This window comes from Candidatus Pantoea formicae, assembly GCF_011752625.1.
GTDB classification, from domain to species: Bacteria; Pseudomonadota; Gammaproteobacteria; order Enterobacterales; family Enterobacteriaceae; genus Pantoea; species Pantoea formicae.
The window spans coordinates 104,124-126,924 of the sequence record NZ_VWXD01000007.1; the positions used below are offsets into that span (position 1 = coordinate 104,124).

At 54.2% G+C, this 22,801-nt stretch carries 20 protein-coding genes and 1 tRNA gene; 7 read left to right on the plus strand and 14 right to left on the minus strand.

Features of this window, described 5'->3' with window-relative positions; genetic code table 11:
• Positions 1–215: 215 nt before the first annotated feature.
• The 4 genes from sid to F3J38_RS19470 all read left to right on the plus strand — a co-directional run bounded on the left by sid (position 216) and on the right by F3J38_RS19470 (position 3,233).
• Complete coding sequence (gene sid / locus F3J38_RS19455; RefSeq protein ID WP_167141091.1) at positions 216–932, plus strand: capsid size-determining scaffold Sid; 717 nt, start codon at positions 216–218, stop codon at positions 930–932.
• On the plus strand, positions 929–1,180 hold the full coding sequence (locus F3J38_RS19460; RefSeq protein ID WP_167141093.1) for an ogr/Delta-like zinc finger family protein: 252 nt from the start codon (positions 929–931) through the stop codon (positions 1,178–1,180). Before sid ends, F3J38_RS19460 begins: the two co-directional genes overlap by 4 nt.
• Positions 1,181–1,731: 551 nt before the next feature.
• Entirely contained in the window at positions 1,732–2,658 is a 927-nt protein-coding gene (locus F3J38_RS19465; protein ID WP_167141094.1) for a hypothetical protein, read from the plus strand.
• Positions 2,658–3,233, plus strand: coding sequence for a hypothetical protein (locus F3J38_RS19470; protein ID WP_167141095.1), 576 nt, complete (start codon positions 2,658–2,660; stop codon positions 3,231–3,233). The genes F3J38_RS19465 and F3J38_RS19470 overlap by 1 nt, the downstream gene beginning before the upstream one ends.
• Before the next feature lie 49 nt (positions 3,234–3,282).
• Here the strand turns inward: F3J38_RS19470 and F3J38_RS19475 are convergent, their stop codons facing one another.
• From F3J38_RS19475 to xylF, 6 genes are all read right to left on the minus strand, one after another.
• On the minus strand, positions 3,283–4,449 hold the full coding sequence (locus tag F3J38_RS19475) for a tyrosine-type recombinase/integrase (RefSeq protein ID WP_167141096.1): 1,167 nt from the start codon (positions 4,447–4,449) through the stop codon (positions 3,283–3,285).
• A 162-nt stretch (positions 4,450–4,611) separates the two neighbouring features.
• Positions 4,612–4,706: transfer RNA gene (locus tag F3J38_RS19480), tRNA-Sec, on the minus strand.
• 61 nt (positions 4,707–4,767) lie between these two features.
• Positions 4,768–5,946, minus strand: a complete 1,179-nt coding sequence (gene xylR, locus F3J38_RS19485) for a D-xylose utilization transcriptional activator XylR (RefSeq protein WP_167141097.1) — start codon at positions 5,944–5,946, stop codon at positions 4,768–4,770.
• A 93-nt stretch (positions 5,947–6,039) separates the two neighbouring features.
• Positions 6,040–7,212 (minus strand): xylose ABC transporter permease XylH, encoded by a 1,173-nt coding sequence (xylH, locus tag F3J38_RS19490; RefSeq protein WP_167141098.1) that lies wholly within the window; start codon positions 7,210–7,212, stop codon positions 6,040–6,042.
• Positions 7,205–8,725 carry a xylose ABC transporter ATP-binding protein gene (locus tag F3J38_RS19495; RefSeq protein ID WP_167141099.1) on the minus strand — a complete coding sequence of 507 codons (1,521 nt, stop codon included), beginning with the start codon at positions 8,723–8,725 and terminating at the stop codon, positions 7,205–7,207. The genes xylH and F3J38_RS19495 overlap by 8 nt, the downstream gene beginning before the upstream one ends.
• 23 nt (positions 8,726–8,748) lie before the next feature.
• Positions 8,749–9,741: a D-xylose ABC transporter substrate-binding protein gene (gene xylF / locus F3J38_RS19500; protein WP_167141342.1), complete on the minus strand. Its 993-nt coding sequence runs from the start codon at positions 9,739–9,741 to the stop codon at positions 8,749–8,751.
• A 296-nt stretch (positions 9,742–10,037) separates the two neighbouring features.
• Here xylF and xylA point away from each other — a divergent pair, with 296 nt between their 5' ends.
• The 3 genes from xylA (at position 10,038) to F3J38_RS19515 (ending at position 13,868) form a co-directional block, all read left to right on the plus strand.
• Positions 10,038–11,360, plus strand: coding sequence for a xylose isomerase (xylA, locus tag F3J38_RS19505; protein WP_167141101.1), 1,323 nt, complete (start codon positions 10,038–10,040; stop codon positions 11,358–11,360).
• An 18-nt stretch (positions 11,361–11,378) separates the two neighbouring features.
• Entirely contained in the window at positions 11,379–12,821 is a 1,443-nt protein-coding gene (xylB, locus tag F3J38_RS19510; protein ID WP_167141103.1) for a xylulokinase, read from the plus strand.
• Positions 12,822–12,935: 114 nt separating this feature from the next.
• A complete protein-coding gene (locus F3J38_RS19515; RefSeq protein ID WP_167141105.1) occupies positions 12,936–13,868 on the plus strand; it encodes a GlxA family transcriptional regulator in 933 nt (310 codons plus the stop codon).
• Here the strand turns inward: F3J38_RS19515 and F3J38_RS19520 are convergent.
• From F3J38_RS19520 to F3J38_RS19555, 8 genes are all read right to left on the minus strand, one after another.
• Positions 13,853–14,848: an acyltransferase gene (locus tag F3J38_RS19520; protein ID WP_167141107.1), complete on the minus strand. Its 996-nt coding sequence runs from the start codon at positions 14,846–14,848 to the stop codon at positions 13,853–13,855. The genes F3J38_RS19515 and F3J38_RS19520 overlap by 16 nt on opposite strands.
• Before the next feature lie 178 nt (positions 14,849–15,026).
• Positions 15,027–16,142 carry a mandelate racemase/muconate lactonizing enzyme family protein gene (locus F3J38_RS19525; RefSeq protein ID WP_167141109.1) on the minus strand — a complete coding sequence of 372 codons (1,116 nt, stop codon included), beginning with the start codon at positions 16,140–16,142 and terminating at the stop codon, positions 15,027–15,029.
• Between the two features lie 36 nt (positions 16,143–16,178).
• On the minus strand, positions 16,179–16,940 hold the full coding sequence (locus tag F3J38_RS19530; RefSeq protein WP_167141111.1) for a GntR family transcriptional regulator: 762 nt from the start codon (positions 16,938–16,940) through the stop codon (positions 16,179–16,181).
• Positions 16,941–16,954: 14 nt separating this feature from the next.
• Positions 16,955–18,331 carry a dihydroorotase gene (locus F3J38_RS19535; protein WP_167141113.1) on the minus strand — a complete coding sequence of 459 codons (1,377 nt, stop codon included), beginning with the start codon at positions 18,329–18,331 and terminating at the stop codon, positions 16,955–16,957.
• The gene (locus F3J38_RS19540) at positions 18,328–19,254 is read right to left on the minus strand and encodes an ABC transporter substrate-binding protein (RefSeq protein ID WP_167141115.1); all 927 of its coding nucleotides are present in this window, start codon (positions 19,252–19,254) and stop codon (positions 18,328–18,330) included. Before F3J38_RS19540 ends, F3J38_RS19535 begins: the two co-directional genes overlap by 4 nt.
• Positions 19,254–20,294, minus strand: a complete 1,041-nt coding sequence (locus F3J38_RS19545; protein WP_167141117.1) for an alpha-hydroxy acid oxidase — start codon at positions 20,292–20,294, stop codon at positions 19,254–19,256. Before F3J38_RS19545 ends, F3J38_RS19540 begins: the two co-directional genes overlap by 1 nt.
• Positions 20,281–21,807 carry an amino acid ABC transporter permease/ATP-binding protein gene (locus F3J38_RS19550; protein ID WP_167141119.1) on the minus strand — a complete coding sequence of 509 codons (1,527 nt, stop codon included), beginning with the start codon at positions 21,805–21,807 and terminating at the stop codon, positions 20,281–20,283. The genes F3J38_RS19545 and F3J38_RS19550 overlap by 14 nt, the downstream gene beginning before the upstream one ends.
• Positions 21,808–21,883: 76 nt before the next feature.
• Positions 21,884–22,780: a transporter substrate-binding domain-containing protein gene (locus F3J38_RS19555; RefSeq protein WP_167141121.1), complete on the minus strand. Its 897-nt coding sequence runs from the start codon at positions 22,778–22,780 to the stop codon at positions 21,884–21,886.
• Positions 22,781–22,801: the final 21 nt, after the last annotated feature.

A 22,801-nucleotide genomic window follows, 5' to 3' on the forward strand; every position in this document is an offset into this window, starting at 1 on the left:
TATAAAGTGTTCACTGCTTTATTTATTGTATTCACTATCTTTTTTATCTCAGTGAATACCAGTGAACAGTTATATAAGAAATATAATCTGTTAAGGAGGAATCCCGCACCGGTTCTGCTCTTGTCTGCTCATCGACAGGCGGAAAGCAATGAAATGCGCTGTCCTGTGGTACACGACAGAATGGCCTCATCCTTTACAGACGATGAGAGACCACCATGACCACCCCGGAACAGAAACCTGCCTCACTGGTGCGCTTTGAGAAAGCCCGCGCTGAACATACGGAAAGAATGAGGACGTATAACGGCATCTGCGCTGATATCGCCCGCTGTGAGAAAGAGCAGCAGGCGGCCATCGAGGCAGGGAAAGAAGCCGAGAGCAACTGGCGCACACGCTTCCGTAACCTGCGCGGCAATCTCACTGACGAGCTGCGCGCCGAACATTCTCAGCGCATCGCCAGCCGGGAACTGGCCGATGAGTTTGGCGGGCTGCTGAAAGAACTGGCACTGGATAAGCAGGAGGCGATGCTGAAATGCTGTGGCAGCGCCTCAGAGTACGTGAACTCACACCGCGAGGCGTTTACCGGGTTTGCGGATGCGCACTGGCAGTCAGCCCTGCGTAACGTGAGTCCGTCACTGCTGTGGGCCATTAAGCTGCGTCTCCGTCGTGAAGAACTTTCCCCGACGTTTGCCGGTGATGACCGGGACCGGATTAAGGACGTGGCCGGTCTGGTCGGTGAAGCACTGACCCGGGCAGCGGCGGCTCTGCCGGACAGCGTACTGAAAGAGGCACCGCTGCTGGAGAATATCGGCCTGCATCGTCCTGCGCTGACGGGGGTTGATATGGAACTTTATACGCGCCCCCTGCGCCGCCAGAAGCTGGGGGAATCAATCCTGGCACAGCGTGTAAAACTTCAGGAGGGCAGCCAGAAATGATGCACTGTCCCTACTGCAAAAGCGCGGCACACACCAAATCGAGCCGCTATATGTCAGAACAGGTGAAAGAGCGTTATCACCAGTGTACTAACCTGGACTGCTCCTGCACCTTCAAGACGAATGAGAGCATCACGAAGGTTATCACCGCACCACCACAGCAGGAAAAAGTCCCGGAAGCGCCACCGGAACCGGTAAGAGAACGCCAGACGCTGGGCCGCTACGGTTCCGCATTCCGCCAGGTTCATTAATCCCGCACAGCCGCTGCCCGGCCAGCGGCTTTTTTGTGCCTGCCCTTTGTCTTTCTGAAGCCCTTTTTCTGGCCAGCCGCTTTGTAAAGAGCCGTGCATGCATAGCGTGCATGAATCTGCATGCAAAACCATGCACTGCATTCCCTCATTCAGGCCGTGCCGGGCAGGGCCCGGCCCGCATCATGCATCTGCATGAAAAGTGATGCATAAAGCGGGCAGGCGTGGCGGGGATAGCATTGCGCGCTAGCCATGAATTATCTTTAAAGAAGAAATGCAGGAGTGCTTAATGCAATATAATGGAAGTCTTGTGAGTTAGTGAGTTCGAAGGACACAGTACATTTAAAAAATAACAACATTTTATTTAATTTCTAATAAATACAGTTGGTTATGTCGTGCCTTTGATAAGTTATTATGAATGTTTTGAGCACTCATTGATAACGACTCATAAGCAAAACTATCTGATTAGATGAATTTTTTGCAGTCGGAGCTAAAGCAACTTATTGATTATTTTGGGGTGCATTGTTAATGTTAGATAAAAAAAGGAGATGAAAATGCATGCTTTAGCGCCGTATCTATTTCGTTGCTATAACCCTAATGCTGCCAAAGAGCAGCGTTATTCTGCACTAAGCAATATTAGAGATAATGATCTTCTTGATATTATTGGTGATTTTATCGATAAGTATGACAGCGACTTTATACTCTACGAGGCTACAAAACAAGTATTTAGATTCAATGAGGTAGTAAGGGATGATAATAACCGAGAGATTTATGGTTGGTTTGAATCAGGATATTATGGAACAAAGACAGACATTATTAATATTGAAACTGGAGTAGTTGATTTTGAAAAAACAAAAAATAATGCTGAAATCATAAGGTACTATGTTCATTTTTATATTCCCCGAGATGTAAATGAAGCTATGGCTTTTTTACATACTTATAGAGGGGACGGAATAAAAACGTTGTTCATGAATTTATTTTCTGAATATTTCAAGGGGGTTACTAATTTGGTTCTGCAAATGAACCCATTAGCTTATGATAAAGCCATTGAAAAATGGTTGGATGCGGTTGCCAAAGAAGTAAGAGTAACAAAGTTTCATGGAGTTAGCGACGTTGCTGAACAAGCGAGAAAACTAGGTCATAACGAACAAGAATTAATAATTAAACCACCACGAAAGTCAGGCCTAGGAAGGCTTCGCGATTACTTTACGGCAGGTTCCGAGCAAGCCCAGTTAGTTGAAGTATTAAAAGAGTATGGGGAAACTGTTAAAACAGTAGTCGAACTGGGTGATGGTAGAAAAAGAACTTTCAGAATAGGTACCAGTGCTAAAGGTGCTGTATGTGAGATAATCTTTGATGAAGAACAGGTTGTCTTCGACGATGGTATGCCTGAGCTGGAATCACTAAATTTAATGGTTGATAAAATTATTGAGGAATACATCCAGCTTCTTTATCGTGGTTTGGCAATAAGGAGAGCGTAATGAGTTCAAAAATTAATGTCTGCGACGTTCTGGTTGGACACTTCCGCACATTACGCGATGCTAGAACAGACAAAATTAGCTTTTATGATATTTTCACCTTTATTATTTCACCAATTCTAGCCGCTGCGTTATTCACGATTTTCGGGAAAGGTGTTACAAAAGACCTGATTTCTCTATTGGTAAACTTTAGTGCTATTCTGACAGCATTATTACTAAGCGTGTTAGTTTTGGTGTATGATCAAGAATCAAAAATAAGGCAAAACCAAGCTGCTGATACATTTTATGAGGCTAAGAAAACCCTTCTAACGGAGTTATATTATAATATCTGCTATTCTATCCTTTGTGGCGTTTTGTTAGTGGTATTATGCTTTGTGGTTTCAATGTTCCCTGTTAGTGGAGATGGTTACTTTATTAGTGATACTCATTCATATTATTTTGGTAAGATTGATTTGACATTGAAGTTTAACTTCATTAATTATATTTTATGCCCATTGGTTATGTTTTTTTGTGTTCATTTGATTTTGAATATAGTCATGATTGTAAAGAGAATGCATGCTTTATTAACATTAGCCTAATTTATATTACCGAGCAAACACTTAAATATGCTTGCTCGGAATATTTAAATTATTCATATAGCATGTCTGAATAAGCTTGCAGCATCACCCTTCTACTTTCGATGTGTTGAGCATGATTGTAAATGCCTCTGATTTTATTCCTATCAACATGAGCAAGTTGCAACTCAATCCATGCGCTTTCATATCCACTTTCATGCAATATTGTGGACATTGTATGTCTAAAACCATGGCCTGTAGCTCTTCCTTTATATCCTAAAAGTTCGATGACTTGAGAGACGCTTTCTTTGCTAATTGGTTTTTTTCTATTATTTCTACCAATAAAAATATAAGGATAGTTACCAGTTATAGGTTTGAGTTGTTCAAATATACATTTTACTTGTGTTGATAATGGTATTAAGTGAGGACGTCGCATTTTCATTCTTTCTGCTGGTATTTCCCAAACACCTCTTTCAAGGTCAACTTCATTCCATGTGGCAAAGCGCATCTCCTGAGTTCTTACACCCGTCAACATGACAATTTTTGTAGCATTCTTAGTGATGATGCTTCCGGTATATGCTTCCAGATCGCGAACAAAATGACGCAACTCTTCCACTGATAAATATGGATGATTCTTTTGCTTAGGTACAGCCAATGCGATAGCTAAATCAGGTGCCGGATTGTACTCAGCTCTGCCAGTAATAATTGCATAGCGAAACACCTCACCACAGCGCTGCCGCACCTTACGCGTTTTCTCTAAGGCGCCACGATTTTCAATACGACGCAGCACCTCAAGCAATTCTAATGGCTTGATCTCTGATATAGGGCGATTACCAATGAATGGAAATACATCTTGCTCGAAGGTTTTTATGATCTCCTCGCGATAAGCCACCGTCCAACGATCAGCCTTATTCGTATGCCATTCACGGCTTATAGCTTCGAACGAGTTCTCACTGGAAATTTTAAGCGCCAACTTTTTAGCCTTGCGCTCCTCTACTGGATCAATTCCATTAGCTACCTGCTTGCGCGCCACATCACGCTTCTCTCGCGCTTCAGCAAGTGATACGAGGTTGTATGAGCCAAACGACATCAGCTTAGCTTTGTCGTTGAAGCGATAGCGAAAGCGCCAGCCTTTGCTGCCATCCGGGTTGATGAGTAAAGCTAGCCCGAGGCCGTCGCTAAGGGTATAAGGCTTTTCTAAGGGTTTTGCGCGTCGAATTTGTATGTCTGTGAGTGCCATGTGTATAAGTTTGAAGTGTGTATAAAAATCCTATACGTATCACTATACACATTTGTCGTGGATTTTGGCAGATACTGTAGGACTAACACGGACGAAGATTTAATGCATATATCTGTTTTTGAATGTAATTAAAAATAATGTCGGAAGACTGCGGAAGTGTGGTGGCGGAAGATCACAGGAGTCGAACCTGCCCGGGACCGCTGGCGGCCCCAACCGGATTTGAAATCCGGCCGCCTCACCGGAGACGACGATCTTCCTCTGAAGATGCCGCACAATTATAGCGACAACCCAGCGCGAAATCTTGATCTCACCCGTGCGCTACAGCACGTTCTCGCCGTGAAGTTGGCGATATTCCTTGGGCGTAGTGGCGTAACTCTTCTTAAACACCGAATAGAAATACTGCAGCGACGGATAGCCGCACATCTGCGAGATCTCATTGATGTTGAGTGATGAAGAGGCCAACAGCTCGCGCGCTTTCTCCAGTTTTTCGCGATGGATCATGGCGTGAATGGTGTCGCCGGTCTCGTCACGGAAACGCTTTTCCAGGTTTGAGCGTGACATGCCAATCGCATCCAGCACCTGTTCCACTTTGATGCCTTTGCAGGCATTGAAGCGGATGTAGTGCATGGCCTGAATCACGGCGGGATCGCGCAGCGAGCGGAAATCGGTAGAGCGCCGGGCAATCACTTTGACCGGCGGTACCAGAATGCGCTGCAGCGGCAGGGTTTGTTTATCCAGCAAACGATGCAGCAATTTGGCGGCTTGATAGCCCATCTGTCGCGTGCCTTGTGCGACGGAAGAGAGCGCCACGCGTGACAAATAACGCGTCAGCTCTTCGTTATCAATGCCAATCACCGTGAGCTTTTCTGGCACCGGGATTTTGAGATGCTCGCAGGCTTGCAGCAGATGGCGGGCGCGCGCATCAGTGACGGCAATAATGCCGGTTTGCGGTGGCAGCGTCTGTAGCCAGTCGGCGAGACGGTTCTGCGCGTGCTGCCAGTTCTCGGGCGCGGTTTCCATACCTTGGTACACCACTCCCTGATAACGCTCGCGCATCACCAACTGACGAAACGCCTGCTCGCGCTCTTGCGACCAGCGCTTGCCGCTGGACGCGGGCAAACCATAAAAGGCAAAGCGGTTGATGCCTTTCTCTTTCAGATGCAGAAAGGCACTCTCCACCAGTGCGGCGTTGTCAGTGGCGATGTAATGCACCGGCGGATAATCCTGCGGCTGATGATAAGAGCCGCCGACGCCGACGATCGGCACCGAGACGTTAGCTAATAACGTTTCGATGGTGCTGTCGTCGTAGTCGGCAATCACCCCATCGCCGAGCCACTCGCGGATATTCTCAATACGGCAGCGAAAATCCTCCTCAATGAAAATATCCCAGTCGGTTTGCGAGGCCTGCAAATATTCGCCGACCCCTTCCACAACCTGGCGGTCATACACCTTGTTGGCGTTGAACAGCAACGTAATGCGGTAACGTTTCTCATGCATGGTGGCGCGTCCCTTTAAACCCTCAGCGCATTGCATAGCACGGCGGCAAGGACAGCAGAAATGGTTTGCGCCACAGTGTGATCGCCCACGCGATTACACCCGGCGACGCGTGGCGGTATCCATCCACACCGCCAGCAGCAAAATGGCGCCTTTCACGATGTATTGCCAGAAGGTTGGGACATCCATCATGCTCATGCCGTTATCCAGTGAGGCCATGATAAACGCGCCCATTACCGCACCGGCTACCGAACCGACACCACCCGCGAGGCTGGTGCCGCCAATCACACAGGCGGCAATCGCATCCAGCTCAGCGATGTTACCTGCCGATGGCGATCCGGCACCAAGGCGCGAACTGAGGATCAGCCCGGCAATCGCTACCATCACACCGTTGATGGCGAAGACGGCCAGTTTGGTGCGCGCCACGTTAATGCCAGAAAGCCGCGCGGCGTCAATGTTGCCGCCAATAGCGTAAATGCGGCGGCCAAAGGCGGTGCGCGTCGCCATAAACATCCCCGCCAGCAACAGCAGTGCCAGCAGCAAGACCGGGGTAGGGACGCCACGATAGTCATTCAACAGCCAGATCGCGCCGAGTACCACAACGGCAGTGATCGCCTGACGTGCCACGGCTCCGGTTGCAGCCGGTTGGGCCAGTCCTAACTGCTGACGACGCAGACGCAAGCGCCATTGCCAGAGGATAAACAGTGCGAGTCCAACAAAACCAAAGCCGAAACCCACGCCGCCGGGCAGATAACTCTGCCCAATCTGCGACATCGCCGGGCTGGTCGGCGCTACTGTGGTGCCGTCAGTGATACCGACCAAAATGCCACGAAATGCCAGCATACCCGCCAGCGTCACAATGAACGAAGGCACTTTGCGATACGCCACCCACCAACCGTTCCAGGTGCCAAGCAACAGACCCATCACCAGCGTGACGACAATGGTGAGGGGCAGAGGCCAGCCAAGCCAGACATCAAAAATCGCCGCTGCGCCGCCCAGCAAGCCCATCATCGACCCCACTGAGAGATCGATTTCCGCCGAGATAATCACAAACACCATGCCGACCGCGAGGATGCCGGTGATCGCCGTCTGGCGCAGCAGGTTCGAGACATTACGTGGACTTAGCCAGGCCCCGTCGGTGGTCCAGGTGAAGAACAGCGCGATCATCACAATCGCCCCCAGCATCACTAAAACTTGCAGATTAAGGCGAGGAAACTTGCTGGGTGTCGGTGTGCTCGGCAGGCTTTGTGTACTCTCAGTTTTAAGCATAATGTTCACTCCGTAGAGCGGCTTCCATCACCTGCTCCTGAGTCAGATTGTTGTTAATCAGATCGGCTTTGATTTGCCCTTCATGCATCACCAAAACGCGATCGCTCAGGCCCAGTACTTCGGGCAGCTCGGACGAAATCACAATCACCGCAATGCCCTGTTGCACCAGCGCGTTAATCAGCAGGTAGATCTCCTGACGCGCGCCTACATCAATACCGCGCGTGGGCTCATCCAGAATCAGGATTTTGGGGTTAAGCAGCAGACACTTAGCAAGAATGGCTTTTTGTTGATTGCCGCCGCTGAGTCGCCCAATCGCCAGTTCGGGCGAGGAGGTTTTCACCCGCAGGCGGCGAATCGCATCGTTAATGGCTTGCTGTTCGGCGGCTTCATCCACGGTGGAGAGGCGATGGCTGAACTGGTCGAGCGCTGCCAGCGTGATGTTTTTCCCCACGCCCATCAGCGGCACAATACCGTCTTTTTTCCTGTCTTCTGGCACCATGGCGATGCCGTGCGCAATCGCTTCGCGGCAGTCGCGAATCGTTACGGGCTGGCCGTTAATGGCAATCTCGCCCTGCCAGCGACCGGGCCAGACGCCAAACAGACACTGTACGGTTTCGGTGCGTCCGGCCCCGACCAGCCCAGCAATCCCAAGGATTTCGCCGCGCTTGAGGCTGAATGAAACGTTATTGACCCGGCGCACATGGCGATTAACCGGATGCCAGGCGGTAAGGTTTTTCACTTCCAGTATCGTTTCACCAATCTCGTGGGGCTGATGCGGATAGAGCGCGGTTAGCTCACGGCCGACCATCATGGTGATGATGTCATCCTCGCTCAGGCCGGCTGCTGGGCGCGTGGCGATGTGCTGCCCATCGCGGATCACGCATATGGTGTCGGAGATGGCCCTCACTTCATTGAGTTTGTGCGAGATGTAGATGCAGGCGATACCGTGCTCACGCAGGTTATTGATGATGCTTAACAGCACCTCGGTCTCCTGCTCAGTGAGCGATGACGTGGGTTCATCCAGAATCAGCAGTCGCACCTGTTTGTTGAGCGCCCGCGCAATCTCCACCAACTGCTGCTGGCCCAGCCCCAGCTCCCCCACTTTGGTATCGGGCGAGACATCCAGCTTGACCCGTGCCAGCAGCTGCTGGCAGCGCAGCGTCATGGTTTCATCATCCACCATGCCAAAGCGCCCCAGTTCGGCACCGAGGAAAATGTTCTCCATCACCGTGAGCTGGCGAACCAGCGCCAGCTCCTGATGGATAATCACAATGCCTTTGCGTTCGGTATCGCGGATGGTCTGGGCCTGTATCGGATCGCCAGCAAAGTGGATTTCACCGTCAAAATCACCGTGCGGATAGAGCCCGCACAGGATTTTCATCAAGGTGGATTTGCCCGAGCCATTCTCACCGCACAGTGACATCACTTCGCCTGCCTCCAGACGCAGACTGATATCATCCAGCGCCTTTACCGCGCCAAAACGCTTAGTGATGTGCTTCATTTCCAGCAGCATGGGGTTGCTCCTCGCAGTGGCGCTTAGAGTTCGCTCTGTTTGTGGAAACCGTCTTTCACCACGGTGCTTTCGATATTGTCTTTATTGACCGGGATCGGCGTCAGCAGGCGTGAGGGCACCTCTTTCAGGCCATTATTGAGCTTGCCGTTGCTGGCGGGCGTTTGGTTATCGCCCAGTTCTACCGCAATCTTCGCCGCTTCGGTGGCGAGTTCGGTGATGGGTTTGTACACCGTCATGGTTTGGGTGCCGTTCATGATGCGCTTGATGGCGGCCAGGTCGGCATCCTGGCCCGATATCGCCACTTTGCCTGCCAAGCCTTGCGCACTCAGCGCCTGAATCGCACCGCCTGCGGTGGCATCATTGGAGGCGACGACCGCATCAATGTGGTTGCCGTTGGCAGTCAGGGCGTTTTCCATAATTTTCAGCGCGTTCTCAGGTAGCCAGGCATCCACCCACTGATCGCCAACCACTTTAATGCTGCCGTTATCAATATAAGGTTTTAATACTTTCATCTGCCCAGCGCGGAACAGACGCGCGTTATTATCCACTGGCGAACCGCCCATCATAAAATAGTTACCTTTAGGCACCTGTTTCACAATGCTTTCAGCCTGCAATTCCCCGACTTTTTCATTATCAAAGGAAATATAAAAATCGATGTCCGCATTATTAATCATACGGTCATAAGCCAGCACTTTAATGCCTTCGCGTTTGGCTTCCGCCACCACATTACTTAATACTTGACCGTTGTAAGGAATGATCACCAGCACATCGACACCGCGGTTGATCATATTTTCAATTTGCGACATCTGCGTTTCTTCATTGCCGTTGGCCGACTGCACAAAAACGCTCGCCCCCAAGGATTCGGCTTGTTTAACAAAAATGTCGCGGTCTTTCTGCCAGCGCTCCAGGCGCAAATCATCGATCGCCATACCGATTTTCACTTCTTTCGCTGCACCTGTTTGGCTAAACAGGGCCAGCGCGGCACAGGCGGCTAACAGCGTGTATTTCATTTTCATCATGGTCATCCTGTAGGTTGAGGCTATTGTCGTTGTAAGGCTATGAACCAAGCGGATGAATTGTTGCCTTGAGTTTCAGGCAACATCAATTACTGATTTTTATCCTGCTATTACGTTTTTTTGTTTATTTCTGATTCTTTGAGCGCGATCGAGAATTCCCGGTTTTTGCGAGCGTGCGCACAATTAATAATTATCTTAATTTGAGTGTGAAATATCGTAATTGAGTCTGGCGATAACCCCTTAGCAAAATAATGATTCACTGCTGACCATTCGGGTCTGATGCTAAGGAGCAACACATGCACGCTTATTTCGACCAGCTCGATCGCGTTCGTTATGAAGGGGCCAAATCCACCAACCCACTGGCGTTTCGCCATTACAATCCTGATGAAGTGATTCTCGGTAAAACCATGGCGCAGCACCTGCGCTTTGCCGCGTGTTACTGGCACACCTTCTGCTGGAACGGTGCGGATATGTTTGGTGTCGGTGCGTTTGATCGCCCGTGGCAGAAAAATGGCGATGCATTGCAGCTGGCGAAACAGAAGGCGGACGTCGCGTTTGAGTTCTTCCACAAGCTGAATGTGCCCTATTACTGCTTCCATGATGTGGATGTCTCGCCGGAAGGCGATTCACTGCACAGCTATCGCGAGAACTTTGCCGCAATGACCGACAAACTGCTGGAGAAACAGCAGGAAACCGGCGTGAAACTGCTGTGGGGCACCGCCAACTGCTTCACCCATCCACGTTACGGTGCCGGTGCGGCAACCAGTCCTGACCCAGAAATCTTTGCCTGGGCTGCCACGCAGGTGTGCAGCGCGATGCAGGCCACGCAAACGCTGGGCGGTGAAAACTACGTGCTGTGGGGAGGACGCGAAGGTTACGAAACCCTGCTGAATACCGACCTGCGCCAGGAGCGTGAACAGATTGGCCGCTTTATGCAGATGGTGGTGGAGCATAAACACAAAATCGGTTTTCAGGGCATGCTGCTGATTGAGCCGAAACCTCAGGAGCCTACCAAACATCAATATGACTACGATGTAGCCACGGTGTACGGCTTCCTGAAACAGTTTGGTCTGGAGAAAGAGATCAAAGTGAACGTCGAAGCTAACCACGCCACGCTGGCAGGTCACTCTTTCCATCATGAAATTGCCACGGCTATTGCGCTGGGCATTTTTGGATCGGTGGATGCCAACCGCGGCGATGTGCAGTGCGGCTGGGATACCGACCAGTTCCCGATTAGCGTCGAGGAGAATGCTTTGGTGATGTACGAGATCATCAAAGCAGGCGGATTCACCACTGGCGGCTTAAACTTTGATGCCAAAGTGCGCCGCCAAAGCACCGATAAATATGACCTGTTCTACGGCCACATTGGTGCTATGGATACCATGGCGCTGGCGCTCAAAGTTGCGGCGCGCATGGTGCAAGACGGCGAGCTGGATAAACGCGTGGCGCAGCGTTATAGCGGCTGGAATGGTGAGTTCGGCCAGCAAATTTTGAAAGGCGAGTTTTCACTGGCCTCGCTGGCAGCGCATGCTCAGCAGCAACACTTGAACCCGCAGCACCGCAGCGGGCGCCAGGAGCAATTGGAAAATCTGGTGAATCACTACCTTTATGATTTTTAACCGCATCAGGAGCTGAACATGGTTATCGGGATCGATTTGGGCACCTCTGGCGTCAAAGTGGTGCTGCTGGATGCGCAAGGGCAGGTTATCGCGGTGGAAACGTCGCCGTTGCAGGTGTTACGTCCACAGCCGTTGTGGAGCGAGCAAGATCCCGAAAGCTGGTGGCAGGCCACGGATGTCGCCATGCAGGCGCTGGCGCAGCAGCACGATCTCAGCGAGGTGAACGCGATTGGCCTGAGTGGTCAGATGCACGGCGCCACCTTGTTGGATGCCGACCATCAGGTGCTGCGTCCCGCTATTTTGTGGAACGACGGGCGCAGCAGCGAGCAGTGTCGTGAACTGGAACAGCGCGTACCGGACTCACGCCAGATCACCGGCAACCTGATGATGCCAGGTTTTACCGCACCCAAGCTGCTATGGGTGCAACAACATGAACCCGAGGTGTTCAACAAGGTGGCGAAGGTCCTGCTGCCGAAAGATTATCTGCGTTGGCGCATGAGCGGCGATTTCGCCAGCGACATGTCCGATGCAGCGGGCACGATGTGGCTCGACGTGGCAAAGCGCGACTGGAGCGATGCCATGCTTAGCGCCTGCGATCTCAACCGCAGCCAGATGCCCGCGCTCTATGAGGGCAACCAGGTTACCGGAACCTTATCGCCTGACGTTGCCGCACGTTGGAAAATGAACGCGGTACCGATCGTGGCGGGCGGCGGTGATAACGCAGCGGGCGCGGTGGGTGTGGGTATGGTGTCGCCGGGTCAGGGGATGTTGTCGCTCGGCACCTCCGGCGTCTATTTCCTGGTGAGCGATGGCTATCTCAGTAACCCGCAGCGCGCGGTGCACAGCTTTTGCCATGCGCTGCCCAATCGCTGGCATTTGATGTCGGTGATGTTGAGTGCCGCGTCCTGTCTTGATTGGGCTGCGGCATTAACGGGCTGTGCCGATGTGCCCGAACTGCTGACGGAGGCCGAGAAAGCGAACCCAGATGTCGCGCCGGTTTGGTTCCTGCCGTATCTCTCTGGCGAACGCACACCGCATAACAACCCGCAGGCGCAGGGCGCCTTTTTTGGCTTAACCCATCAGCATGGCCGGCCGGAGCTGGCGCGTGCTGTGCTGGAGGGGGTGGGATTTGCACTGGCCGAGGGGATGGAGGCGGTGCATGAATGTGGCGTGCAGCCGCAAACAGTGATGTTGATCGGTGGCGGGGCGCGCAGTGCTTACTGGCGGCAGATGCTGGCGGATATCAGTGGGTTAACGTTGGATTATCGCCACGGCGGTGAAGTGGGCCCGGCACTGGGCGCGGCGCGGTTGGCACAGAGGGCGATTGATCCGCACAGCGAGTGGCCGGAGCCGGAGTTAGTCCAGCGTCATCAACCCGATAGCGCACGCCATCGCGCCTATCAGCCGCAGCGTGAGACGTTCGCGCAATTGTATCAACAGCTGAAACCGCTGATGTCCTGATTTGGTCGGGTGATGGCCGGATGAGGTCGTGGATTTTGCTTTTATTCCGCTATGATGGGCAAGTCGGGTGCATTCTAATAGCCTGATTTGCCCTAATCACTATCGGAGCCCACTATGTCGCAGCCTGTCTATTTCCTGGTTCTACCTGGCGTGATGGCGCTCGATCTGACCGGGCCCGCCGAAACCTTGCAGCTGGCCGATGGCCATTTTGCGCTGCACTACATCGGTCCACAGCCGAGTGTACGCTGCTCCACTGGCATGACGCTTGCTGATATCGCGCCGTTGCCCGATGCCTTACCCGACAACAGTTTGCTGGTGGTGCCCGGTGTGTATGACTCTAAAGTCTGGTTCGATACCGAACCGGCCGCCATCGCCCGCGAGTGGTTACGTCTGCAGCAATCTGCCATTCAATCCAAACGCATCACGCTGGTCTGTATTTGTTCCGGTGCCTTGCTCTCCGCGCAGGCTGGGTTGCTCAATGGCGTGCAGTGCACCACGCACCACGATGTATTACCGCGACTGAAAGCGGCAGCACCGGCGGCGTTGGTGAAAGATAACCGCGTGTTCGTAGAAGATCATGGCATCTGGACCAGTGCAGGCATTACGGCGGGTATCGATCTGGCTTTGCACCTGATCAACCGGCTGTGCGGCGCGCAGCAGGCGTTGCAGGTTGCTCGAGAGATGGTGGTGTGGTTCCGCCGCTCGGGCGACGATCCACAACTGTCGCCGTGGCTGCGTTATCGCAACCATCTGCACCCCGCTATTCATCGCGCGCAGGATGTGATGATTGCCCATCCTGAAAACGACTGGTCGCTGACGGCCTTGGCGGAGCGCGCGCACGTTAGCGAGCGCCATCTGACGCGCCTGTTCCGCCAGCATCTCGGCATCAGCGTGCGGGAATACCATGAGCAGTTGCGCCTGGTGATTGCGCGCCAGCGCCAGCAGCAGGGTGAAGCCGCTGAGAAAGCGGCGCTGGCGGCGGGATTCTCCTCGGCACGCCAGTTACGCCGCGCCCATCAGCGCTGGGATGATCAGCTCACCAGATGATGTTTATCCATGCGTTTGAGCAGCATCGCCAGTAATAAACTGCCAACCAGCGTGACACCGAATACCCACGGCAAATCGAGCCACGGACGTGACATATCGTCGTAATGGTTGGTGCGCAGATAGTGGATAAACAGCGCGTGGAAACCGTAAATTGGCAGCGAGTAGCGCGAAATCGTTGCCAGCATCGGCAGTGTGCGGTTGTTCAACACATTCTTGAACAGCACCAGTAAGCTAATAGCGGCAATAAACACCAGCGGACCACAGTAGAGATACCAGGTATCGTTGAAGGCGCCGTTGATCTTCAGCATCTGTTTCGTGCCGAGCGTAATCCCCATCCAGCAGACAATAAAGCCCAATCCCGCCAGCCAGCTGATGCCACGTTTATCGGTTTCCATGCAGCCAATCGCCCGCCCCAGCAGCGCATACAGCAGATAGTAGATGCTGTCACCACTGACATAGAGATTCACCGGCAGCCAGTGAAACGGCCCGAGTGACTGGCTAACGGTATTCGGATTAGCCAGCACCGCCAACACCACCACCAACAGTGCCACGTAGCGCGGTTGCACGTTTTTTACCTGAATCAGCGGTGATAACAGATAGATGCCGATGATGGCGAAGAAGAACCACAGGTGATAGAAAACCGGTTTTTGCAGCAGCTTCAGCAGCGAGCGGCCTTCGCTGATTGGCGTCAGCCAGGTGATATAGGCTAGTGCCACTGCGCTATAGAACAGCAAACACAGCACGATGCGCAGCAGATGCCGCCCTTGCGCGCTGCGTTCACCGAAGAACAGGTAGCCGGAAATCATAAAGAACAGCGGCACGCAGACGCGCGACGCCGAGTTGAGCAGGTTGGCCACATCCCAACTGATGCCGGTGACCGCCATCGGGCCGGTGATATACCAAGTGGTGGTATGAATAACGATCACCATCAGACAGGCGACCGCACGCAAGTTATCGATCCAGTGTATTTTTTGCGACATGGCTTCCTCGTGCATGAACTGTGCAAAAGGGTAGCCAGTGAGCAGCGCGTCAACAACCTTTGGCCCGGAAATTCGGATCACTCTTGGTGAGTTAAGAGCGGTTTTCGTAGGGTGCGTACTTATGCGCACCGGATGACGAGGTCGCCATTAATGGCGACCCTACAACCGTTTGTTTGACTCAATCGCGTACCAAGAACTTCTCAATCACCGCTTCGTTCGGCTCCACACCCAGACCTGGCTCGCTCGGCAACCACGCATAGCCATCTGCAATGCGCACCGGGTTTTTCGCCAGCGAGCGACTGATCTCACCCGGCTCCACGCAATACTCCATCACCAGCGCGTTCTCAATCGCACACAGGAAATGCAGCGAGGCGGCGGTATTGATGTCGGTGGTGAAGTTGTGGTTACACACTTTACGACCACGACTGTGCGCGTAGCTGGCGATCTCCATCGCCTGAGTAAAGCCGGTACGCGTCAGGTCGATTTGCACGATGTCGATGCCGCCTTCATCAATCAGGCGCTGGAAACCCACCACCGAACACTCTTGTTCACCGGCGGCGATATGCTGCTGACACGCGGCAGAGACCTGACCGTAACCGGCATAGTTATCCGGGTGCAGCGGCTCTTCGATCCAGAACAGGTTGAGATGCTCATAGCGCTGGCTGCGGCGCACAGTAGTTTTGGCATCCCAGACATGACCGACGTCGAGCATCAGATCGACGCTGTCACCCATCGCCTCACGCAGCGCTTCCAGATAGCGCAGATCCATGGCTTCATCGGTGCCAAACGGTTCCCAGCCAAATTTCACGCCAGTGTGTCCGGTATCAATGGCGTGCTGCGCGCGCGCCACCGTTTCTTCGACGCTGTACTGGAACATGTTGGAGGAGTAAACGCGCATTTTGTCGCGCATCGCGCCGCCCAGCAGCTCAACAATCGGTTTGCCTAGCGCTTTGCCTTTGATATCCCATAAGGCGATATCAATGCCCGCCATCGCCTGCAGCACGGCACCGCTGCGCCCGTAGTAAATGGTGGCTTTGTGCATCTTCTTCCACAGGCGGCCGGTCTCCAGCGGATTTTCACCGATCAGCAGCGATTTCAGCCCGGTGACCATGGTGTGCGAGTAAGGCGCTTCGATGATGGCTTTGGTGACATACGGGCTGCCATCCACTTCACCCCAACCGGTGATGCCCGCATCGGTGGTGATTTTGATAAGCAGCGCATCCTGTGAGCTATCTGTACGCTGCTCAATAACCGGCAGGCGCAGATAAAACGCCTCAACGTTGGTGATCTTCATCGTGGTTTTCCTGGTGTAAAGGCAATCAATAAAGCATCAGCCCACAGCGGAACGCTGCTGTCGGCGCTGCGTAATCAAAGTCTCGTAGTCCACATCCAGTGCCTGAATGCGGATGTGGTTTTCAATCTCGTCGGTCATTTGCGCGATGTCGCCTTCGGCGAACACGTTGATCAGCCGCTGGTGCTCTTCAATGATGTCGCTCATCGATTTACCCATGGTGGAGAGGCCGAAAATCACCGTCAGCTGGCGCGCAATTGACTCCCACAAATTGCTCAGGACCGGGTTGTGGGCAAAGCTGCACAGCGTGCGATGAAAATCGGTATCCGCCGAGGCAAAGCCATACACATCATCGTTTTGCATCATGGTCTGCATCTGCGCCACGCCCTGATAAAGCTGCGTCAGTTGCTCAGTGCCATTACGACCCGCTTCAATGGCACGGCGACAGGCCAGCGTTTCCAGGGGGATACGCACATCGATAATCTGCTCCAGCCGCTGATGGGAGATCTCCATCAAACGGATGCCTTTATACGGCTCGCTGGTGACGATGCCCTGGCTCTCCAGAATGCGTAGCGCTTCACGAATCGGTACGCGGCTCATGCCGAGCTTGGCGACCAGATCCGGTTCGGCGATGCGGTCGCCGGGTAAAATCAACCCGCGTGAGGCGGCGCTGAGAATGGCGTCTACGGCATGATCGACCAGCGTGCGCGGGCGCGCGGCTTGCCAGTTGCCGTCGGTAGCAGCTTCCTGCGCCAGCGGTGCGCTGCTTTTACGGCTTGAGGTAGATGATTTTCCTGCCATGGTGATTGTCCTGTTTATACCTGCCGGGTCACGAACTGACCAAAGCCGGGTTCAACCTGCATCTGGTCATCCTGGAATACCGTGACACCACGAATAAGTGTGCGCACCACTTTACCCTGACAGCGCATGCCTTCAAATGCGCTCCACTTGCCTAAGCCCTGAAACTTCGCGCCTTCCACGGTCCAACTCTGCTGTGCGTTGTAAAACACCAAGTCGGCATCAAAACCGGGTGCAATCGCCCCTTTTTTGCCCCACAGCTGGAAGGCTTTGGCCGGGCCGCTGGCGGTCATGCGGGCAAACTCCGTGAGGGCCAGGTCACGATCGATATGTGCCGCGCTGAAGAACATCGGACTTAATGTTTCCACACCGGTTAACCCCATTCCGGCGTCCCAGATGCTGGCTTCACCGGCTTGCTTCTGTCCCGGCGTGTATGGGCAGTGGTCAGAGGCGATCATGTCGACATCGCCACGCAGCAGCACTTGCCACAGGGCATCGACCACTGGACGCGGGCGAATCGGCGGACCGCAGCGCGCATTCGGTCCGATGCGTACCAAATCATCTTCGTCCAGAATGAGATAGTGCGGACAGGTTTCGAAACTGGCGCGCACCTTGCCTTTAGCAGCAACGATGGTTTCGGCGGCGCGCGCAGAGCTGACATGAACAATGTGGCAGCGTGCGCCGGTCTCTTGCGCCACCGCCAAGACACGACCCACGGCTTCTATTTCGGCGATTTCTGGCCCGGCCAGCGCATGCGCACGGGTATCTTTGCGTCCGGCGCGGCGCAGTTCGCTGCCTGCGCCGATCAGGATGTCGTGGTTCTCGGCGTGAACGCCAATCAAGCCATCAAAGGTTGCCAGCTCTCGCATTGCACGCAGCAGGCCATCGTCGTCGAGGCGCGGTAAACCTTTTTCGTCAGTGGCTTCGCCGTTGGGTGCACCACTGCACAGGAATGCTTTGAATGCCAGTGCCCCAGCCTGATCCAGCGCCGCCAGTTCGTGCACGTTGCGCCCGTCCAGCCCGGCCCACATGGCGTAATCCACCGAGCTATTTTCAGCCAGCCAGCGCTGTTTGGCGGTGAAGTTGTTCAGCGTGGTCGCGGGCGGCAGTGAGTGCGGCATTTCGACAATGGTGGTGACGCCATGCGCAGCCGCACCGCGCGTGCCTTCGCGCAACTCCTGCTCGGGGAAATCATGCGAACCGGTGAAATGGGTATGTACATCAATGGCACCAGGCACGATCAGGAGTCCCTGCGCATCAATGATCTCATCGACACCCGCAGCCATGGCGCCGGGTGTTAACACGCCGCTGATTTTGCCATTTTCAATCAGTAGATCAGCGGGTGCGGTACGGGTTTCGGTGACGACCAGCCCATTAATAATTAACGTTTTCATCTCTCTACTCCTGCCTGCGTCACCAGTGCGAGATAAGGCACTGGCTGAGACGGATCGAGCCAGCCAATGTCACTCAAGAGCTGGCTGAAGTGGTTAAAATCGGCTTGTGAAATCTCGCAATTCACCGCAAAGACATGAGCTTGCTGATAGGCGGCTAAGCCAGTGATCAGCGCATCGATCGGATAATGGGGATAAAAGTGCTGAACTTGTGCTGCCAGTGCTTCGGCATCATGCGTGGCGATCCACGCCAGCGCCTGCTGAATGGCGCGTGAGAAGGCAGCAAAGGAAGCGGCTTTCTCAATAAGCACATCAGCACGCGCGATATAGGCACTCCACGGCACATTGCCGCACAGTGAGGCGAGGCTGGTGACGCTGGCTAACTGCCCAGCCGCAATGGCGGGTGCCAGCATATGCATGGCATGCAGTGCATAGTCGGCATCGCCTACGGCCACGGCGGCGAAATCCTGCACCTGATCGCCACTACCCGCAATCAACTCAACCTGATCTTGCAAACCCTGCTGTGACAGCAGCCAGCGAAAGGTCAGTGTCGCGGTGCCAACATTCCCGACATCCAGCATGCGTTTGCCGCGCAAATCACTCAGCTTAAAATCGGGCTGAGCCTGCGCTGCCGCCAGAAACCACGGGTTAGCCGCCACCGAGGCGCAAAAGCACTGCAACTCAGCGCCGTGTTGCTGGAAGTGCTTCATCACTACCATCGGGCCGCCCAGCGTCAGGTCTGCTTCACGGCTCAACACTGCCGGCACTTGTCCGCCCTGCACGGTATGGCCGCCCGATGCGCTGGTGGTGAAGGTCACCTGCAAGTTTTCGGCGGCAAACAAGCCGAGGCTCTCTGCAAGATAGTGGGCGCAGTAATAGATGCGCGATTCGCTGGCATCACCCTGATTAAAAATTAACGTCTGCATCAGCTGCGTGCCTCCGTGACAAAACTGCCGTTCAGTGCGGACATGTCACTGACGCCGCACCAGTGGCTGATGGCGGTGATCTCATTCATCCAGCCGGAAAGCAGATCGAACACTGCGCTTTCTCCACCTGCTACCAGAGCACTGATGATCGGTCGCACGCTGAGGGACAGTGAGGCCCCCAGACAACGTGCCACTACCGCATCGCTGCCGCAGCGCACGCCGCCGTCCAGCAGCAGCGGAAGACGGGTCACCGCCTGCAAATCGGCGAGCTGGTCGACTGGCGTGGCCCAGCGCGCACTTTGGCGCAGGCCAATATTCGACGCGATAATGCCGTTGACACCGTGCTGTGCGGCTGGTGCCGCATCGTCGTGATGCAAAATACCTTTTAGCCATAGCGGTAGTTGGTGTGCAGCGCAGTGTGCCGCCACCTCATCTATCTGCTGCCAGTGCCACACTGGAAATGCCGGTAAGGGTTCAACGCCCGGCTGCGTGCCGCCGATGGTGTGCCAGCCGCGCTGTTTGAGCGCTTCACCAATCGAGAATCCGCCCGGCTGTAAGCCCGGCACCGGATGCACCGGTGCCAGCACGGTGAGAACGATATTTTTAAATCCGGCTTGTGCAGCCTGATCAATTAAATCTTTGATACGCCCAACATCACCCGCCGCGCGCAGTTGTAACCAGCAGCGATCGTACTCCTCACCAATCTGCTCCAGCGGCGTGACGGTCTCTTCGGAGATCACCAGCGGCAGCTGCAGGCGTTTGCAGGCGCGGGCAATTGGCAATAAACCCTCTTCATGAAAGAGACGGTCACCGGCAAAAGCACCCACGCCCAGCGGGGCCGACCAGCTTTGATTAAGCAGCGTGGTCTGAGTGCTGATTGCCTCATTACCCTGCAACACTCTTGGCAGCAAGCGAAAACGGCGCAGCGCCTGCTGATTGGCATCGGGTTCGCCCGTTAGCGCATCCGCAGGCTGGCCCTGCATGTAGCGGAACAAGGCATCACCGAGACGTTCACGAGCGGCAAGATCATGCATTGGCATGCTGGGCCTCCGTCGCATTCTCATGTTCGAGGAAGGTGGCGAAGGCCGGTGTTTTCGGATTCTGCAAAATGGCCGGTGGCCCTTCTTCAATCAGCGTGCCGTTCTGCAGGAACACCACGCGATCGGCAACGCCCGCCGCAAAGGCAATGTCATGGGTGCTGATGATCATGGTGATACCGGTTTGTGCCAGGTTACGCATGGTCTGGTTCACTTCACGCACCAGTTCAGGGTCAAGCGCCGAGGTCGGCTCATCGAACAGCAGGATTTGTGGCTCTGCTGCCAACGCGCGGGCGATGCCGACACGCTGTTTCTGCCCGCCGGACAGCTCATGCGGCAGCGAGGCGGCGAAATCCTGTAATCCCACCATCTTCAGGGCGCGCATCGCTTTGGCACGGGCAATTTCGGGTTGAGCACCCTGCACACGCAGCAGAATACTCATCACGTTTTCGAGCGCAGTGAGGTGATCAAACAGCGCGAAGTGCTGGAACACGATACCGATACCAGATTTGGCACGGTTAGTTGGCAGATGACGGGCAGCCAGAGGGCGGCCGTTTTCATCGCTGCCCATAAAGTGGCCTTCGGTCTGGATGGTGCCGCTGCTGCGCGGCGTGAGCGCCAGAATCGATTTCAACAGGGTACTTTTACCGGAGCCGGAACGACCGAGCAGCACCACCACTTCGCCGCGGCGCACAGTCAGCGACAGGGATTTCAGTACTGCTTTACCGGCGTACTCGACGCAGAGTTTGTCCACTTCCAACACGGGTGCAGCGGTTTGCGTATCCCAGCGACGTTTGGGCAACTGCATGGCCATCACTTCGGCTTCTGCAGGCAGTTTTGCCAGCCGTGCACGGGCACGGCGCGCACGTTCATCGAGGTTGTAGAACTTCTCCAGCCACCACTGACCGCCCGCCAGTAGCGTAGAGAGAATCAAATAAATGCCGCCCGAGGCCACCAACACCGGAATAAACAGGAAGTTCTGCGACACGATGGCTTGGCCGCGCATGGTGAGTTCGTTGACGCCGACGACGGAAGCCAGCGAGGTCGATTTCAGCAGGCCAACGGTTTCATTGCCCATGGTCGGCAGAATGGCGCGCAATGCCTGTGGGATCACCACATGAATCATCTCCTTGGTGCGCGAATAGCCAAAGGCCTGTGCCGCCATGCTCTGATCGCGGTCAGTGGCGATGATACCGCCGCGAATGATTTCGGCGCAGAAAGCCGTTTCATTAATCATCAGCGCCAGTAATGCACTGGTGAACGGGCTAAAACGTAAGCCGAATTCGGGCAGTACGTTATAAAGGAGAATCAACTGCAGCAGCACCGGCGTGCCGCGCAGCAGATAAATGTAGGTTTTCACCGGCACACGGATAAACCAGTGCTTTGAGGTGCTGGCTAACGCCAGGAAAAAGCCAATCAGGATGCCGCCCGCTAATGCGCCAACCAATAGTTGAACAGCGATGACGGCTCCTTCCCACAGGTAAGGGAAGGTCAGGTACTTAAGAAAATCATCCAAGGCGTTATCTCCCTCAATGCGATCGCTTGGGTTGCCCGTGATGCAGCAACCCAATTGATCCGACTGAGTTTATGCATTAACCACGTGCAACAACCGGACGTTCAGCAGCGCTGCCCTGACCCCAGTAATCCAGCAATTTCTTCTGCGCACCGCTCTCCTGAATCACCTTCATGGCATCCAGTACCGCACTGCGCAGCGTGGCGTTGTCTTTGGCAATCGGGAAGCCAACCATGATTGGCAGGTCAACGGTAAAACCGCTTTCCAGCGTTTTGTCGGCTTTGGCGATAGCGATGGCAGAACCGGCTTCGGTCAGGTAGATATCCGCACGACCGCTTTTCACCGCCTGAATGCTGTTGTCAGTGTTTTGCACCATCAACATGCTGACCTCTGGTTTACCAGCAGCGGTGCATTTGGCGCTCTGCTCAGGCACCAATTTGTTGGCTTCGTAAGAGCCCGCAGCGGCGGCCACGGTTTTGCCACACAGGTCATCAACGGTAGTGATCTTCTTCGGGTTGCCTTTCGCCAGAATCGAGCCATCCTGCACCTGCATTGAGGCGACAAAAGCGATCTGTTTCAGGCGTTCATCAGTGACGTACAGCATTGGACCGATATCGGCACGACCACTGGAAATAGAGGTCAGCAGCACGTTGAATGAACCGGTCTGATAGCTGTGTTTTGCACCGAGGCAACTGCTGATACGTTCGAACAGTGAAGGGTCCAACCCTTCGATAATGCTCGGATCTTTCTCTGACGGGGCTTCAAAACCTTTGGTGTATCCGCCGAGACCCACTACCAGATCTTTGCCTTTCAGAGACGGATATTTGGTTTGCAGCGTCTTGCACTGCGCCATCGCCGCAAAGTCGCTGGCGGTGGGAGTAATGGGATCGGTGCTGGCCGCTTGGGCGCTGGAGAGTCCAGCTAATAAGGTGCCGGTGATGCCAGAGATCAGTAATGCGATGCGTGCAAATTTCATAATAAGGTTCCCCTGGTGCTG

Coding starts and splice junctions, on each gene's coding strand:
- sid (WP_167141091.1), top strand. CDS start 216: ATGACCACCCCGGAACAGAAACCTGCCTCACTGGTGCGCTTTGAGAAA.
- F3J38_RS19460 (WP_167141093.1), top strand. CDS start 929: ATGATGCACTGTCCCTACTGCAAAAGCGCGGCACACACCAAATCGAGC.
- F3J38_RS19465 (WP_167141094.1), top strand. CDS start 1,732: ATGCATGCTTTAGCGCCGTATCTATTTCGTTGCTATAACCCTAATGCT.
- F3J38_RS19470 (WP_167141095.1), top strand. CDS start 2,658: ATGAGTTCAAAAATTAATGTCTGCGACGTTCTGGTTGGACACTTCCGC.
- F3J38_RS19475 (WP_167141096.1), bottom strand. CDS start 4,449: ATGGCACTCACAGACATACAAATTCGACGCGCAAAACCCTTAGAAAAG.
- xylR (WP_167141097.1), bottom strand. CDS start 5,946: ATGCATGAGAAACGTTACCGCATTACGTTGCTGTTCAACGCCAACAAG.
- xylH (WP_167141098.1), bottom strand. CDS start 7,212: ATGCTTAAAACTGAGAGTACACAAAGCCTGCCGAGCACACCGACACCC.
- F3J38_RS19495 (WP_167141099.1), bottom strand. CDS start 8,725: ATGCTGCTGGAAATGAAGCACATCACTAAGCGTTTTGGCGCGGTAAAG.
- xylF (WP_167141342.1), bottom strand. CDS start 9,741: ATGAAAATGAAATACACGCTGTTAGCCGCCTGTGCCGCGCTGGCCCTG.
- xylA (WP_167141101.1), top strand. CDS start 10,038: ATGCACGCTTATTTCGACCAGCTCGATCGCGTTCGTTATGAAGGGGCC.
- xylB (WP_167141103.1), top strand. CDS start 11,379: ATGGTTATCGGGATCGATTTGGGCACCTCTGGCGTCAAAGTGGTGCTG.
- F3J38_RS19515 (WP_167141105.1), top strand. CDS start 12,936: ATGTCGCAGCCTGTCTATTTCCTGGTTCTACCTGGCGTGATGGCGCTC.
- F3J38_RS19520 (WP_167141107.1), bottom strand. CDS start 14,848: ATGTCGCAAAAAATACACTGGATCGATAACTTGCGTGCGGTCGCCTGT.
- F3J38_RS19525 (WP_167141109.1), bottom strand. CDS start 16,142: ATGAAGATCACCAACGTTGAGGCGTTTTATCTGCGCCTGCCGGTTATT.
- F3J38_RS19530 (WP_167141111.1), bottom strand. CDS start 16,940: ATGGCAGGAAAATCATCTACCTCAAGCCGTAAAAGCAGCGCACCGCTG.
- F3J38_RS19535 (WP_167141113.1), bottom strand. CDS start 18,331: ATGAAAACGTTAATTATTAATGGGCTGGTCGTCACCGAAACCCGTACC.
- F3J38_RS19540 (WP_167141115.1), bottom strand. CDS start 19,254: ATGCAGACGTTAATTTTTAATCAGGGTGATGCCAGCGAATCGCGCATC.
- F3J38_RS19545 (WP_167141117.1), bottom strand. CDS start 20,294: ATGCCAATGCATGATCTTGCCGCTCGTGAACGTCTCGGTGATGCCTTG.
- F3J38_RS19555 (WP_167141121.1), bottom strand. CDS start 22,780: ATGAAATTTGCACGCATCGCATTACTGATCTCTGGCATCACCGGCACC.